Origin of the sequence: Bacillus sp. FSL K6-0994 (assembly GCF_038630815.1) — a bacterium.
In the GTDB taxonomy this organism is placed as follows: Bacteria; Bacillota; Bacilli; order Bacillales; family Bacillaceae; genus Bacillus; species Bacillus safensis.
The window spans coordinates 1,637,670-1,653,419 of sequence record NZ_CP152043.1; the positions used below are offsets into that span (position 1 = coordinate 1,637,670).

Annotated in this window: 13 protein-coding genes; 10 read left to right on the plus strand and 3 right to left on the minus strand. The window is 41.1% G+C overall.

What is annotated here, in order from left to right:
- Positions 1-12: 12 nt before the first annotated feature.
- The 7 genes from tdh (at position 13) to mutL (ending at position 9,791) form a co-directional block, all read left to right on the plus strand.
- Entirely contained in the window at positions 13-1,077 is a 1,065-nt protein-coding gene (tdh, locus tag MHB69_RS08315; protein ID WP_101677174.1) for an L-threonine 3-dehydrogenase, read from the plus strand.
- Positions 1,077-2,255 (plus strand): glycine C-acetyltransferase, encoded by a 1,179-nt coding sequence (locus MHB69_RS08320; RefSeq protein WP_034281904.1) that lies wholly within the window; start codon positions 1,077-1,079, stop codon positions 2,253-2,255. The genes tdh and MHB69_RS08320 overlap by 1 nt, the downstream gene beginning before the upstream one ends.
- Positions 2,256-2,403: 148 nt before the next feature.
- Positions 2,404-3,930: a tRNA (N6-isopentenyl adenosine(37)-C2)-methylthiotransferase MiaB gene (miaB, locus tag MHB69_RS08325; RefSeq protein ID WP_034281907.1), complete on the plus strand. Its 1,527-nt coding sequence runs from the start codon at positions 2,404-2,406 to the stop codon at positions 3,928-3,930.
- Between the two features lies 1 nt (position 3,931).
- A complete protein-coding gene (locus MHB69_RS08330; protein ID WP_008358013.1) occupies positions 3,932-4,366 on the plus strand; it encodes a RicAFT regulatory complex protein RicA family protein in 435 nt (144 codons plus the stop codon).
- A 255-nt stretch (positions 4,367-4,621) separates the two neighbouring features.
- Complete coding sequence (cotE, locus tag MHB69_RS08335) at positions 4,622-5,167, plus strand: outer spore coat protein CotE (RefSeq protein WP_034281908.1); 546 nt, start codon at positions 4,622-4,624, stop codon at positions 5,165-5,167.
- 124 nt (positions 5,168-5,291) lie between these two features.
- The gene (mutS, locus tag MHB69_RS08340; RefSeq protein ID WP_342496160.1) at positions 5,292-7,868 is read left to right on the plus strand and encodes a DNA mismatch repair protein MutS; all 2,577 of its coding nucleotides are present in this window, start codon (positions 5,292-5,294) and stop codon (positions 7,866-7,868) included.
- 21 nt (positions 7,869-7,889) lie between these two features.
- Positions 7,890-9,791 (plus strand): DNA mismatch repair endonuclease MutL, encoded by a 1,902-nt coding sequence (mutL, locus tag MHB69_RS08345; RefSeq protein WP_342496161.1) that lies wholly within the window; start codon positions 7,890-7,892, stop codon positions 9,789-9,791.
- Positions 9,792-9,827: 36 nt separating this feature from the next.
- On the opposite strand, the gene bslA is transcribed toward mutL, so the two are convergent.
- Both bslA and MHB69_RS08355 read right to left on the minus strand, forming a co-directional pair.
- Positions 9,828-10,352: a biofilm surface layer hydrophobin BslA gene (bslA, locus tag MHB69_RS08350; protein WP_024424102.1), complete on the minus strand. Its 525-nt coding sequence runs from the start codon at positions 10,350-10,352 to the stop codon at positions 9,828-9,830.
- Between the two features lie 123 nt (positions 10,353-10,475).
- Positions 10,476-10,880, minus strand: coding sequence for a hypothetical protein (locus MHB69_RS08355; RefSeq protein ID WP_034281914.1), 405 nt, complete (start codon positions 10,878-10,880; stop codon positions 10,476-10,478).
- Positions 10,881-11,451: 571 nt separating this feature from the next.
- Here MHB69_RS08355 and MHB69_RS08360 point away from each other — a divergent pair.
- The 3 genes from MHB69_RS08360 to MHB69_RS08370 all read left to right on the plus strand — a co-directional run bounded on the left by MHB69_RS08360 (position 11,452) and on the right by MHB69_RS08370 (position 14,295).
- Positions 11,452-11,925, plus strand: a complete 474-nt coding sequence (locus MHB69_RS08360) for a CarD family transcriptional regulator (protein ID WP_024424099.1) — start codon at positions 11,452-11,454, stop codon at positions 11,923-11,925.
- Positions 11,926-12,234: 309 nt separating this feature from the next.
- Positions 12,235-12,984: a poly-gamma-glutamate hydrolase family protein gene (locus MHB69_RS08365; protein WP_034281917.1), complete on the plus strand. Its 750-nt coding sequence runs from the start codon at positions 12,235-12,237 to the stop codon at positions 12,982-12,984.
- A gap of 162 nt (positions 12,985-13,146) precedes the next feature.
- Positions 13,147-14,295 carry a Rap family tetratricopeptide repeat protein gene (locus MHB69_RS08370; RefSeq protein WP_342496162.1) on the plus strand — a complete coding sequence of 383 codons (1,149 nt, stop codon included), beginning with the start codon at positions 13,147-13,149 and terminating at the stop codon, positions 14,293-14,295.
- Positions 14,296-14,385: 90 nt separating this feature from the next.
- Here the strand turns inward: MHB69_RS08370 and MHB69_RS08375 are convergent, their stop codons facing one another.
- Positions 14,386-15,711 (minus strand): S8 family peptidase, encoded by a 1,326-nt coding sequence (locus MHB69_RS08375; protein ID WP_342496163.1) that lies wholly within the window; start codon positions 15,709-15,711, stop codon positions 14,386-14,388.
- Positions 15,712-15,750 lie beyond the last annotated feature (39 nt).

Sequence of the window (15,750 nt, forward strand, 5' to 3'; positions counted from 1 at the left end):
GGGTTGTACGTCATGTGTGGAACGATGAAAGCAATTGTTAAAAAAGAAAGCGCTTACGGAGCGGCGTTGATGGAGATGCCGATTCCAGAAATCAAAAATCATGAAGTTTTGATCCAAGTGAAAGCCACTTCGATATGCGGAACAGACGTGCATATTTATAATTGGGATGACTGGGCAAAGGGAAGAGTCAAAGCGCCCTACATTTTTGGACATGAATTTACAGGGGAAGTTGTTAAAGTGGGGAAGCAGGTCTCACGAGCAAAGGTAGGGGACTTTGTATCGGCTGAGACGCATGTTGTATGTAATCAATGTTATATGTGCTTAACAGGGCAGCAGCATTTGTGCAGTGAAACGAAAATTTTAGGGGTAGACATCGATGGCTGTTTTGCTGAATATGTCAAAGTACCTGAACAAAATGTGTGGCACAATCCAGCCCAAATGCCGGTTGAGCTTGCCTCTATACAAGAGCCGCTAGGAAATGCTGTTCATACTGTACTGCACACACCTGTTTCAGGTAAGTCAGTGGCGATTTTTGGCTGCGGACCAATCGGTTTAATGGCAATTGCTGTCGCAAAAGCCTCCGGGGCTGTTCAAGTGTTCGCTGTTGATAAAAATGAATACAGGCTCGATCTTGCCCGAAAAATGGGTGCAGATCATATTGTAGATATTGGAAAAGATGATCCAGTCGCGATGATTAAGCAGCTCACGCGGATGGAAGGGGCAGACGTGATGTGTGAGATGTCAGGTCATCCAGCTGCCATTAATCAAGCACTCGAAGCTTGTGCAAATGGAGGAAAAGTCAATATACTAAGCTTGCCAGAACGACCAGTGACAATTGATATTACGAATCAAATTGTTTTTAGGGGATTAACCGTGCAAGGGATCACGGGGAGAAAAATGTTTGAGACGTGGCGTCAAGTATCTGAGCTGTTAAGAACGAATACCATTGATGTAAAGCCAGTTGTTACTCATACACTGCCATTTGAAGAGTTCGAAAAGGGATTTGAACTTATGCAAAGCGGTACGTGCGGAAAAGTCGTACTGATGATGCCATCATATCAAAGGGGGAAGAAATGATGAAAGAATTCACGTATTTACAAGATGAATTGGACACAATGAAGCAGCAAGGCACCCACCAAACTTTGAAAGAGATCGACTCAAAACAATCATCCACTGTTACATTAAATGAACAATCTGTCATACAACTCTCCTCAAATAACTACTTAGGCCTCACCTCGCACCCAAGGCTGATGAAAGCAGCAAAAGAGGCGATTGATGAATTCGGTGCGGGTACAGGATCCGTACGAACCATCGCCGGCACAATGACAATGCATGAACGCCTTGAAAAAAAGCTTGCTTCATTTAAAAAGACAGAAGCTGCTCTTGTGTTCCAATCAGGCTTTACGACCAACCAAGGGGTCTTATCCAGTATCCTGACAAAAGATGATATTGTCATTTCAGATGAACTAAATCATGCCTCCATTATTGATGGAATCCGATTAACCAAAGCAGATAAGAAAGTATACAGTCATTCTAATATGGAAGAGCTGGAGAAGATTTTGAAGAAATCAATGAATTACCGTGTCCGCCTCATCGTTACAGACGGTGTGTTCTCGATGGATGGAGATATCGCGCCACTTCCTGAGATCGTCAGGCTCGCAGAAGCATATGATGCATTTGTGATGGTAGACGATGCGCATGCCTCGGGCGTGCTTGGCGAGAATGGCCGCGGGACGGTCAACCATTTTAAACTCGACGGCAGAGTGCACATTCAGGTCGGGACACTTAGCAAGGCTGTCGGAGTGCTCGGCGGCTACGTGGCTGGTTCAGCGGTTTTAATTGATTATCTAAAACATAAAGCAAGACCGTTTTTATTCAGCACCTCTCATCCGCCAGCTGTGACTAGAGCGTGTGAAGAAGCGATTGAAGTGCTGTTAGATGAACCGAAGCGAATCGATACACTTTGGGAGAACGCCGCTTATTTTAAAGAAAAAGTCATCAGCCTTGGATTTCAAGTCGCTCCAACAGAGACACCGATTATCCCAATCATGATTGGAGACGAAGCACTTACTTTTCGTTTCTCAAAGGCTTTAATAGAACGAGGCGTGTTTGCCCAAGGCATCGCCTTCCCAACTGTAGCAAAAGGCAAGGCAAGAATTAGAGCCATCATCACAGCCGAGCACACAAAAGAAGAACTAGACCGGGCACTGACAATCATTGAAGAAGAAGCAAAAAAACTAAACATACTTGATTGAGAGAGCGCAGGCTCTCTTTTTCTTTTGTGAAAAATGGCTATGACTAATTGGCAATTTTCATAGAAGAACCGTATATGATTTATTTTCAATTCATCACAAAATAGTCTATACTGTAGGGTGGAACTTGGTTTGAAAGGAGTACAAATTCATGAATGAAGAGCAGAGAAAAGCGAGCGGACAAGTAAGTTCATCGGACAAAAAATCCGAGAAGGACTACAGCAAATATTTTGAAGCTGTGTACATTCCGCCTTCCTTAAAAGATGCAAAAAAACGGGGTAAAGAAGAAGTTGAATACAATCAATTTCAAATTGACGAGCAGTTTCAAGGGTTAGGAAACGGCCGCAAGTTTTATATTCGCACATATGGCTGTCAAATGAATGAGCATGACACAGAAGTGATGGCTGGTATTTTTATGGCGCTTGGCTATGAACCAACAAACTCAACGGAAGATGCAAATGTCATCTTATTAAACACTTGTGCTATTCGTGAGAATGCAGAAAATAAAGTGTTTGGAGAGCTTGGACATTTAAAAGCATTAAAACGTGAAAAGCCAGATTTAATTTTAGGTGTCTGCGGATGTATGTCACAAGAAGAATCTGTCGTGAGCCGTATTTTGAAGAAACACCCATTTGTTGACTTGATTTTCGGCACGCACAACATTCACCGCCTGCCAGAGCTGTTATCTGAATGCTACCTTTCAAAAGAAATGGTCATTGAGGTTTGGTCAAAAGAAGGCGACGTGATTGAGAACCTTCCAAGAGCCCGTCAAGGTAAAATCAAGGGCTGGGTGAACATTATGTACGGCTGTGATAAATTCTGTACATACTGTATCGTGCCTTACACGCGCGGCAAGGAAAGAAGCCGCCGCCCAGATGAAATTATTCAAGAGGTCAGACGTTTAGCGGCAGAAGGATATAAGGAAATTACCCTTCTTGGTCAAAACGTGAATGCATATGGAAAAGATTTTGAAGATATGGAATATGGTCTTGGCCACCTGATGGATGAGCTGCGAAAAATTGATATTCCGCGTATCCGTTTTACAACAAGCCACCCGCGTGATTTTGATGATCACTTAATTGAAGTCTTAGCCAAGGGAGGAAACCTTCTCGATCATATTCACCTGCCAGTTCAATCCGGAAGTTCTTCTGTGCTGAAGCTTATGGCGAGAAAATATGACCGTGAGCGTTACCTTGATCTTGTGCGCAAAATCAAAGAAGCTATGCCGAATGCTTCATTAACAACGGACATTATTGTTGGGTTCCCAAATGAAACAGATGAGCAGTTTGAAGAAACGCTTTCCCTCTATCGCGAGGTTGAGTTTGATGCTGCTTATACATTCATTTATTCTCCAAGAGAAGGAACGCCTGCAGCGAAAATGAAAGACAACGTGCCAATGCGTGTGAAAAAAGAACGTCTGCAGCGCCTAAATGCACTTGTGAATGAAATTTCTGCGAAAAAAATGAAGGAATATGAAGGGCAGATTGTCGAAGTATTAGTAGAGGGTGAAAGTAAAAACAACCCTGAGATCCTAGCCGGATATACAAGTAAAAGCAAGCTTGTGAATTTTAAAGCACCAAAAGAAGCGATTGGCAACATCGTCAAAGTGAAAATCACACAAGCCAAAACTTGGTCTCTTGACGGAGAAATGGTTGGAGAAGCTATCGAGGTGAATTAAAATGACACTTTATTCAAAGAAAGAGATTGTCGAGCGCGCAAGAGAGCTCGCTAAAATGATTTCTGAAACGGAAGAAGTTGATTTCTTCAAAAAAGCAGAAGCGCAAATCAATGAAAATACAAAAATTTCAACGATTATTAATCAAATTAAGGCGCTTCAAAAACAAGCTGTGAACTTAAAGCATTACGGCAAACATGAAGCCTTAAAGCAAGTCGAAGAAAAAATCGATGCCCTGCAAGAAGAACTGGATGACATCCCAGTGATTCAAGAATTCAAAGAATCACAAATGGAAGTCAATTCCCTGCTTCAGCTTGTAGCGCACACGATTTCGAATCAAGTAACAGATGAAATCATTCTTTCAACCGGCGGTGACCTCTTATTAGGAGAAACCGGTTCAAAAGTGAAAAACTCATCACCAAGTTGCTCCATTAAATGAGAAAACCCCGCAGATGCGGGGTTTTTTGCTTTCCTATTAACATTTTTTGAAAAGCACTACCCATTCTTTTTCATGCTTCATCGCCTCCAAACCTCTCACTCTCCAACTTTTCCAATTTTCAAGGCAAGTTTATGGGCGACCATGCATACACTGAAACAGAAATGAATTTAATTGAACATGAAGTTCAAAATCGTGACACACTAGACGAATGCCCAGCATAAGATAAAACGATCAAGAACAAGGAGGCATGCCGGAATGTCTGAATACAGAGAAATTATTACAAAAGCGGTGGTTGCAAAAGGGAGGAAATTCACCCAAAGCACACACACCATTTCTCCATCGCAAAAACCAACCAGCATCCTAGGTGGTTGGATCATTAATCATAAGTATGATGCTGAAAAGGTCGGTAAAACCGTTGAGATCGAAGGAACATTTGATATTAACGTATGGTACTCTTACGCCGACAACACGAAAACAGAAGTCGTCACAGAGCGTGTGAAGTATGTAGACATCATTAAACTGAGATATAAAGATAAGAATTTCCTTGATGATGAGCACGAAGTAATTGCGAAAGTATTGCAGCAGCCCAATTGCTTAGAAGTGACCATTTCTCCAAATGGCAATAAAATTATCGTTCAGGCAGAGCGTGAATTCATTGCTGAGGTAGTCGGTGAAACAAAAATTGTCGTAGAGGTCAATTCAAGCTGGAAAGAAAAAGATGATCACGAGTGGGAAGAAGAAGTGGATGAGGAGTTAGAGGATATTCATCCAGAATTCCTAGCAGGTGAGCCAGAAGAGTAATGAATGACTAGGGCGCATATCCCCCTAGTTTTTTTGTGCCTGATCTAGGAGAAAAAAGGTGATTTTTTATGCTATAATTGAAGATGGTATGAATTCGAAAGTAATATAGTGAGGGATTAGAAATATGGCAAGTTATACGCCCATGATACAGCAATATTTAAAGATCAAGGCAGATTATCAAGATGCCTTTTTATTTTTTCGCCTAGGCGATTTTTATGAAATGTTTTTTGATGATGCAAAGGAAGCCGCGCAAGAACTAGAAATTACGTTAACAAGCAGAGACGGCGGCACAATTCCAATGTGCGGCGTTCCTTATCATTCTGCGTCTGCATACATAGAACAGTTGATTTCAAAAGGCTACAAGGTCGCCATTTGTGAGCAGGTGGAAGACCCTAAAACGGCAAAAGGTGTAGTCAAAAGGGAAGTCGTTCAACTGATTACACCAGGAACCGTCATGGATGGTAAAGGTTTAAGTGAAAACGAGAACAACTTTATTGCGTCTGTTACCAGCTTTCAAAATGGGTACGGTCTTGCGCTGTCTGATTTATCAACAGGTGAAAACATGGCGGCTTTCATCGATCGATTAGATGAAGTCGTATCAGAAATTTATTCTGTTGGTGCAAAAGAAATTGTGGTGTCAAAGCAGCTGGATGAGGAAACAATCAAAACCCTTAAAGAACGCTGCCAAGCGACCATTTCATACGAAGATAGTGATGAATTATTAGATGAAGCTGAACAGCTCATTTCCCATCTTGATGAAAAGTTAAAAACAGCATTTTTAACACTATATGCCTATTTAAGAAGAACGCAAAAAAGAAGCTTGGACCATCTTCAGAAAGTTCAAGTATTTGAGCTTGAACAAACGATGAAAATCGATCTTTACTCAAAACGAAACCTTGAATTAACAGAAACGATTCGTTCAAAAAGCAAAAAAGGCTCTTTATTATGGCTGTTAGATGAAACAAAAACAGCGATGGGCGGCAGACTGCTCAAGCAATGGATCGACCGGCCGCTCATTCGCCTTTCGCAAATTAACGAGCGTCAGGAAATGGTGCAAATCCTGATGGATCATTTCTTTGAGCGAGAGGATCTGCGCGAACGATTAAAGCAAGTATATGATCTTGAGCGTTTAGCAGGCCGCGTGGCATTTGGCAACGTGAATGCACGTGATCTCATCCAGCTCAAAGAATCCTTAAAACAAGTACCGGATATTAAACAACTCATTCATTCATTACCAGAGGAAATGGCAAAATCAAGAGCGAATGAGATTGATCCTTGTGGTGACTTGCTTGAGTTATTAGAAGATGCACTTCATGAAAATCCGCCGATGACGATAAAAGAAGGCAATTTGATTAAAGATGGGTACAATGCAAAATTAGATGAATACCGTGATGCCAGCCGAAACGGAAAGGACTGGATTGCACGGCTTGAACAGCAGGAAAGAGAATATACCGGTATTCGCTCCTTAAAAGTCGGGTTTAATAAAGTGTTTGGTTATTATATCGAAGTGACACGCGCAAATACACATCTGCTGGAGGAGGGGCGTTACGAAAGAAAACAAACGCTTGCCAATGCAGAGCGGTATATCACACCTGAATTAAAAGAAAAAGAAGCACTGATTCTTGAAGCAGAATCAAATATTAACGAATTGGAATATGAACTATTTACAGTTCTTAGGGAGCAAGTAAAAGGCTATATTCCTAGATTACAGCTGCTTGCAAAACAAATGAGCGAGCTTGATGCGCTTCAATGCTTTGCGACTGTCAGTGAAAAGCGCCGTTATATCCGGCCGGAATTCTCAGAGGATGACGTGGATGTCAAAGATGGCCGTCACCCTGTCGTTGAAAAAGTGCTGGATCACCAGGAATATGTACCGAATGACTGCCAGATGGGAAAAGGCAGACAAACCTTACTCATCACTGGACCGAATATGTCAGGGAAAAGTACGTATATGAGACAAATGGCGCTCATCTCGATTCTTGCGCAGATTGGCTGCTTCGTGCCTGCGTCAAAGGCGACGCTTCCAATCTTCGATCAAATCTTTACACGTATTGGTGCAGCAGATGATTTGATTTCTGGTCAAAGTACTTTTATGGTAGAGATGCTCGAAGCGAAAAATGCGATGGTGCATGCTACGAAAAACAGCTTGATTTTATTTGATGAAATTGGACGCGGGACAAGTACTTATGATGGAATGGCTCTTGCGCAGGCGATCATTGAATTTGTTCATGATCATATTGGGGCCAAAACCCTATTCTCTACACATTACCATGAGCTTACTGTCCTTGAATCTCAATTAAGCGAGCTGAAAAATGTTCATGTGCGAGCTGAAGAGCATGAAGGCACGGTCGTTTTCTTACATCAAATCAAAGAAGGTGCAGCTGATAAAAGCTATGGTATTCATGTAGCGCAGCTTGCGGAATTGCCTGATGCCATCATTAATAGAGCCCAGACTATTTTAACGGAGCTTGAGAGCGGATCACATGACGTGACCCCAACCGTATCTGCAGCACCAAAAGCAGAAAAGGCTGAAGAAAAACAGCAGCTATCTTTCTTTGAATTAGAAGAAAAACCGCAGCCCAAAGCTGCCCTAAAACAGAAGGATCAAGCGGTCATCGACGAATTAAAGTCATTCAACCTAATGGATATGACGCCGCTTGACGCCATGACAAAGCTATATGAATTGCAAAAGAAATTATAATGTAAGGTGAGGTGAGCAGAAATGGCAAAGATTATTCAGTTATCCGATGACCTATCCAATAAAATTGCTGCAGGTGAAGTGGTTGAGCGTCCGGCTTCTGTTGTAAAGGAGCTTGTGGAAAATGCGATCGATGCAAAAAGTACAGTCATTGAAATCGATGTAGAAGAAGCAGGTCTTTCTTCTATCAGGATTATTGATAATGGTGTTGGAATCGATGCTGAAGATTGTAAGCTCGCCTTCCAGCGTCATGCAACGAGTAAAATCAAAGACGAAAATGATCTGTTCCGTGTTAGAACGCTCGGATTCAGAGGAGAGGCGCTGCCAAGTATTGCGTCCGTCTCTCATCTAGAAATGAAAACAAGTACTGGCGAAGGAGCTGGGACACACTTAGCTTTGCAAGGCGGGAAGATTATTTCAGAGAAAAAAACCTCTGGCCGCCGCGGCACCGAGATTGTGGTCACCAATTTATTTTACAATACGCCAGCCCGCCTAAAATACATGAAAACCGTTCATACGGAACTTGGCAACATATCGGATGTGGTCAATCGAATTGCGTTAGCTCATCCCGAAGTTTCGATCCGTTTGCGTCATCAAGGGAAAATCCTGCTACAGACGAATGGAAACGGAGATGTACGTCATGTACTTGCAGCCATTTACGGGACAGCTGTGGCTAAAAAAATGCTGCCGCTTCACGTACAATCACTTGATTTTGAAGTGAAAGGATATATTTCCTTACCAGAAGTGACGAGGGCATCACGGAATTATATGTCTTCTGTTGTAAACGGCCGATATGTCAAACATTTTCCGCTCGTGAAAGCCATCCATGAAGGGTATCACACGCTGCTTCCGATTGGCCGCCATCCAATTACATTTATTGAGATGAAGATGGATCCCATTCTAGTGGACGTGAACGTTCATCCATCGAAGCTAGAAGTGCGGCTAAGTAAAGAACAGGAACTTCATGAGCTGATTAAACAAGGAATTAAGGAAGTATTTCAAAAGCAGCAGCTCATTCCAAGTGCTTCAGCACCAAAAAAAGCACCAATGCCAGCTGTGAAAAATGAGCAGCAATCCTTAACCTTCGATGCGAAACAAAGGAAATCAAGCCCAGCGGAAACACCGCTAACTTATCAGCCGGAGCCGCTCGAATCGATCGTATACGAGACAAGTCATACCGATGCATACGGAATGCCTAAACAAGAGAAGACAGAAGCATCATCACCAGTATGTTATGAAGAAGCCTCATCTGAGCGTGTTCATTTAGAGGAATCCGCCGCTTCACTTGAATATGAAGAGACGGTACTGCACGAAGAAGTGACAGAAACAATTCCTGAAAATGAGCGCGTCCCTGTGATGTATCCAATTGGACAAATGCACGGCACATATATTTTGGCTCAAAATGAACGAGGTCTTTATATCATCGACCAGCATGCGGCTCAAGAGCGAATCAAGTATGAGTATTATCGTGAGAAGGTGGGAGAGATCAAGCAGGAAGTGCAAGAAATGCTCGTCCCCTTAACATTTCACTACTCTAAAAACGATATGCTGATCATTGAAGAGCATAAGGATATTCTAGCGAAAGTGGGGGTCTTCTTAGAGCCCTTTGGTTCAGGTAGCTACATCGTTCGGTCGCATCCGCAGTGGTTTCCAAAAGGTGAAGAGGCTGAACTGATCGAAGAGATTATAGAGCAAGTGCTTAATGAAAAACGTGTTGATATCAAGAAACTGAGAGAAGAAGCGGCGATTATGATGAGCTGTAAAGGCTCAATCAAAGCAAATCGTCATTTGCGTCATGATGAAATCAAAGCCTTATTAGATGAACTTCGACAAACGAAGGACCCATTCACCTGTCCACACGGCCGGCCGATCATCATTCATCACTCCACTTATGAAATGGAGAAGATGTTTAAACGGGTGATGTGATATAAAAAAAGCGCTCTAATCAGAGCGCTTTTTTATTTAGCATCCGCAAGGATCTGGCGGTGTGACCACAACTGGTCGTGTATTAATATCAATCGTATCTTCTGCATAAAATGTGGAACCGATGCTGATGGCTCGATTTTCTGCACGGAACGTATATGTACCTGCAGCAGGAAGTACTTTATGTGAAAGCTTTAATGTATATTTGGAAATTCCAAGTAAATCCAATCTGAGCGGGATACGAACGGTTTGTCCGTTGTTCAAAATGTAGCTGTCTTTTAATGCTTTACCGTTCATAATGTCTTTAGTTGTTGCTTGGAAACCCTTTGGCAGAGTGAACTCAACCGCACCAAGACTTAGAACAGAATTTGGGCTGTACGTCAGCTCAATGTCAGAAAAAGACCATTCCTGCTTACTTGCTCCTGTAATTTTTGCGTAAAGTGCAGCTGGTTTTGCATTGGTTGTTGCTTTGCCGGCTTCCTCAGCAGATGCAGAAAGCGGTACTGACAGTGCCATAACCAATGTGAGCATCCCCATCATAAGAATCGTCCACGTTTTTTTCATTTTTTCCTTCCCCCTTGTTGAATATAGGTAAATAATAGATGATTACACCCATTATTTACCTATAATGTTACCATATTACCATATGGTATTAAATGGGATATTATACCCTTATTTTGTCATTCTTTAGTAATAGCGAGGAAATAGCGCATTTGGTTGATTCATTCCATAATAATGGCCTGGCATTTGCTGGTTTGTTGGCATCATCATATGCATATCTTGATAACCATATGGATGATGTGGCATCATCCCGTATCCACCATAATGGCCTAGATGATGATGGTCCTTCATTGGAACATGCTTTGAAAAGGTATCATGCTGATTTGGAAACGGTGAATAAACTGAATGATGATGTGGATGGTGCGCGTTATACACATCTTTTTTGCCGCTATGATAATGGTTTGGCATATTCATATGATCATGCATGTTTGGCGCGACCATATGCTCATGATTGGCTGTATACACATTTTCAAATGTGTGATAGGGATTTTCTTGGTGATAATGATTCATTTGGCTGTTCATATCGTTCATGTATATCTCATCCTTTATGTCAGGTTGCCATATCCTATGAGACAGATCTGCTTCATGAGCCTATCCATATAAAAGAAAAAACCGGCCTTTCAGCCGGGAAAAGGAAAAGCAGGTAAAGCGTCAAGCCTTAAATTGTGTAGCTGTGTCTTCTTCTGCGACGCTTTTTACATCTGCTGCAGACACTTTTAGGAAAATAACAGGGATCGTAGCTTCGAGAGGTATCCCAAAAATCGCTCTCAAACCATTTATCTTTTTTATGACAAAACTTTTTTTCTTTACATGGATCCTCATGGCAATGATCGTCATGCTTTTTATGGCAGTGTGAGTGGGAATGTTTGCACTTGCATTTGCACATTGTCATCCCTCCTAAATGTGACTCAATGCTAGTATATGCAAGAAAGAGTCATGAGGACTGGATGCTCTTGCTTCTTTTATAAAAAAAGGCCTTTTTCTGAAAAAACTCAAATAAAAAGAATTGACTAGTGCTAAATTAACATGATAAAATATAAATTTTTATCCTCTGATGAAATGTGTTATAATGATATTGTGAATACTTTCGGAGGTGGCGGATTTGTTTCAAATAGGTGATAAAATTGTTTATCCAATGCATGGAGCCGGTGTGATTGAAGGAATGGAAGAAAAAGAGATTTTAGGTAAGACGCAGGAATATTTCCTGATTCAAATGCCGAATATGCAGATGATGGTCCCAAAAGGCAGAATCAATCAACTAGGTATACGTCCGGTAGCAGATCAAGCAACGCTGAAAGTTGTGATGAACAATTTTGCAGAAGAAACAAACGACGACACGCTTACTTGGAAGCAAAGATATGATGAAAATCTGAAAAAGCTAAAAACAGGTGCGATCGAAGATGGTGCAGACGTTGTCAAAGATCTAATGAGACGAAATCAGAAGAAAGCATTAAATTCAAGTGAAAAGAAGATGCTTGAAGATGCAAGAGGTATGTTAGTGAGTGAGATTTCACTTGCACAGGGACTGACGCAAGATGAAGTGATGACAGCTTTAGAGAATGAATTAAGAATGTAATGATGATATACAGAGACTAGCTGTAAACTGAAGGGGGCACTCCTTTTGTTTACAGCTTTTTTGTTTGAAGAAAAGAGTAATATTGCCATTTTTGTAGGTGGTTTTAACTAAAATTGAAATGAGGTCATACGATTTAGTTTTTACGTTCACAACAAAAATTTAAAGACCTCTGAAATACCTAGATAACATTAAAAACAGGTAACTTCTCCTGATTCATTCAAATGAGCCGGACAACCTTTGAATTTTCTAAGCCATTGATAGTAAAATATTGCGGTAAGATGACACCTAAGAGAAAAAAGGAGCGGTGAAATGAAAAGGTTACTAATATGTGGATTCATCTTTCTTATTCTGTGTACTCTTTTAATGGTGAAATGCAGCCATTCTGTTCAAGAAAAAAAAGAGCAAAAGCAGCATCATCAAGAGGTAGAAAAGTATCAAAAAGAGCGAAAACAAGGCGATCAATATGAAAACTTTAAACAGCTCATGCGATATGAAAGAGACGGTTATGAGATAGAATTTCACGAAAAGGGCGGAAGTGATTTACTCGTATTTTCTCCTCATGGAGGTGACATTGAACCAGGAACAAGTGAAATTGTAGAAGCCTTTCAAGAAAGCTACTCTACGTATTTGTTTGAAGGTACAAAACAAGACAATAACCGGGACCTGCATATCACGAGTACCAATTTTGATGAACCCATTTTGGTTCAAATGATTAAAACGTATCCTTTTTCAATTTCCATCCACGGCTATAAAAGTGATAAAAGACACACGCTCGTTGGCGGCACAAATGAAAAAATGCAAAGAGCAGTTGTACGAGAACTAAAAGATCGGGGATTTTCCGCAGAAATGGTACAAAAAGGCGAACGGCTTTCTGGTACAGATCCCAAAAATATAAATAATCGAAATGCGAGTGGTGAAAGCGTTCAGCTCGAAATTAGTACAGCGCAAAGAGAAGCTTTTTTTGACAATTTTGATACGAGAAAGGGAAAGAAAAAAGCATTCAGACGCTATATTAATGCGTTAAAAGAAGTGCTCAGAGAATTCGACCCTTCTTCGTAAAACAATTTTGATGGGCAAAAGTACTCTATTTAAACTTGGTAAAAAAGATAGGAATATGCGATTTGAACATAAAATATGTAATAACTTACAATTTGCCTTAAAAACATAAATTATGTAAAATAATAGTTATCAGTTTGATATGATAGAATGGGGCTGAAGTGGATGGCACACAAAATACCATCTTCCGAAGTAGGTGTAAAGATCAATCAATGGTACACGCATATTTGCAAATTTGAAGTTGAACAGGCAAACGGCATGAAGCGCCTTGTTGAAGAAGAAATTCATGATATGGAAGAGGATCAAGATTTACTCCTATACTATTCTCTAATGGATTTTCGCCATCAAATGATGCTTCAGCACTTAGCGCCAGTCCATGCAGGGAGTGAAACGCTTCAAGCAGTGTCCTTTCCTAAAGAAATTGACAATGCAGAAGATGAGATGACAGGCTTACTCGGCTATTATTTTCATTTTTTTCATGGAATGTATGCGTTTATCCAGCGCCGCTATATCGAGGCCATTTCATATTACAAGCATGCTGAACATCAACTGATTTTAGTGACAGATGAGATTGAAAAAGCAGAATTTTACTATAAAATCGCAGAAGTATACTATCATATGAAACAAACCTATTTCTCCATGCACTACGCTAAAAAGGCAAGAGACATCTACAAGAAACATCAGCTTTATGGAAAAAGAAGCATTCAATGTGATTTTGTCATGGCAGGTAATTGGATTGATGTTAATCAGTATCAAAAAGCGCTTCCTTATTTAGAAAAAGCGTTAAAGGTCTGTGAAGCGATGGAACAAAAAGAATGCACATCTTACTTTAAAGCAATGGCTCTTAATAACTTAGGCACTTGCCATTATAGTATGGGAACGTACCATACAGCGACTGTCTTTTTTGAACAAGCCATCTCACTTTATCAGAAAGATCAAGCATCCACGATGATCAAATCATTGTTTTCACTTGCCCTTACTTGTTTTAAACTCGGAGATATTCAGCGTGCGGGCGAGGCCATATCTACAGGAATGAAAGAGGCTTGTGTATTGGAAGATGAAATTTATCAGTTGAAATTCCAATTTTTGCAGGCGCTCTATATAGAGAAAGACGGCTGTGAGCAATTGAGGTCGGCCCTTTTTGGTCTGAGAAATAAAAAAATGTTTGCTGATTTAGAGGAATTAGCACTTGATGCGGCTAATTATTATAAGGAACGCGACATGTACAAGGAATCCTCCACTTTTTTTGAGATTGTGATCGAAGCGCGTACGCACATTCAAAAAGGAGATGAGATGTATGAGAACGAAGCATAACATGTCAGCTGCTCAAGTAGATGAAAGACTTCACACTTAAAAATGAGACAAACAACACCCTTTACGCATAAACGTAAAGGGCTTTTTTCTTTATTCTTTGATTGCTTTTTCTGCGTCAATTGCACCTCCTCCATAAATCATCGGGTCATCCCCAGACCACTTGCCAGTATTTTCTTTTAACAGGGTTTTGACTTCATCTGGCGTTAAATCTGGTGAATGCTCTAACAGTAGAGCGCAAATACCAGCACAAATCGGTGTTGCCATCGATGTGCCAGATAACGTTGTATAATCCTCATCGACTCTGCTTGATTTATCGAGTTTATCCAGAAAGGATCTTGGTGATCTGAGAGAAACGATGTTTACGCCTGGTGCGAGGATATCAGGCTTTGCTTCCCCATAAACAGTTGGCCCTCTGCTGGAAAACGGTGCCACGACATCGTCACTTGATTCTGGTGTATTCCTGTCATCGTAGGCTCCGACCGTAATGACTTTTTGGCTGACAGCAGGGCTTGCAATTGTCTGGCTGTTAGGACCAGAGTTTCCTGCGGCGACGCATACAACAATGCCTTGATCCCAAGCCGCATTGACAGCACGCACCATTGGATCGTCCTGTTCGTCATCATAACGCTGCGCAGCTCCGCCTAGCGACATACTGATAATATGAATCGGATCATCAGGGTGGTCTTCGTTGAACTGTATGCACCATTCAACACCTTCTATAATAGTAGAAAGTGATCCAGATCCTTGTTTATTTAACACTTTCACGCCAATCAGATTTGCTTTTGGGGCAGGTCCTTTGTATAAGCCATCTGAAGCGGCTCCATCTCCCGCGACATCTCCCGCGCAGTGAGTACCGTGGCCATTATCATCATAAGGCTTTGTTTTTTGTTTGACGAAATCCACAAAATCTCGAATTCTTCCATCTAAATCTTCATGCGGATAAATTCCTGTGTCAATGACAGCGACCGTAATTCCTTCTCCGGTTAAAGTTGTCCCGTTTCGGATGACTTCTTCAGCATGACTTGCTTGTGTGGCTACATCCAGCAGCGCATGAACTTTCCGGTCTAAATAAATTTTACGAATATGCTCCCCATTTGCTAATAGCTCCTCTAAAGCAGCAGGCGTTAAATCAGCAGCACAGCAATCGATATGTGAAAAATGCCGTTTTATATTTGTTTTTCTGCTTTTTTTCATGAGCTGTTTTGTGCTTTGAATCCCTGCTTCGGCTGCACCTTCCTTAAATTCAATGATCACACGAAGCTTCTTTTTCTTCTTCAGCCTGCCTTCGAAAAAACGATGAAGAAAGCATGGCGTCCATTTAAAAGGTTTATAAAGGTGAAGAACGGTCTCTCTTAAAGGCTGATCTAGTTTACTAGCATGTGTTCTGACCATTTGCACCATAGAAAATCCAAACATGTGATGTCCTCCATTCCAGCTATCCATTCTCGTACACTC

Coding starts and splice junctions, on each gene's coding strand:
- MHB69_RS08330 (WP_008358013.1), top strand. CDS start 3,932: ATGACACTTTATTCAAAGAAAGAGATTGTCGAGCGCGCAAGAGAGCTC.
- MHB69_RS08375 (WP_342496163.1), bottom strand. CDS start 15,711: ATGTTTGGATTTTCTATGGTGCAAATGGTCAGAACACATGCTAGTAAA.
- miaB (WP_034281907.1), top strand. CDS start 2,404: ATGAATGAAGAGCAGAGAAAAGCGAGCGGACAAGTAAGTTCATCGGAC.
- cotE (WP_034281908.1), top strand. CDS start 4,622: ATGTCTGAATACAGAGAAATTATTACAAAAGCGGTGGTTGCAAAAGGG.
- MHB69_RS08365 (WP_034281917.1), top strand. CDS start 12,235: ATGAAAAGGTTACTAATATGTGGATTCATCTTTCTTATTCTGTGTACT.
- bslA (WP_024424102.1), bottom strand. CDS start 10,352: ATGAAAAAAACGTGGACGATTCTTATGATGGGGATGCTCACATTGGTT.
- mutS (WP_342496160.1), top strand. CDS start 5,292: ATGGCAAGTTATACGCCCATGATACAGCAATATTTAAAGATCAAGGCA.
- MHB69_RS08320 (WP_034281904.1), top strand. CDS start 1,077: ATGAAAGAATTCACGTATTTACAAGATGAATTGGACACAATGAAGCAG.
- MHB69_RS08355 (WP_034281914.1), bottom strand. CDS start 10,880: ATGAACGATATGAACAGCCAAATGAATCATTATCACCAAGAAAATCCC.
- mutL (WP_342496161.1), top strand. CDS start 7,890: ATGGCAAAGATTATTCAGTTATCCGATGACCTATCCAATAAAATTGCT.
- MHB69_RS08370 (WP_342496162.1), top strand. CDS start 13,147: ATGGCACACAAAATACCATCTTCCGAAGTAGGTGTAAAGATCAATCAA.
- tdh (WP_101677174.1), top strand. CDS start 13: ATGTGTGGAACGATGAAAGCAATTGTTAAAAAAGAAAGCGCTTACGGA.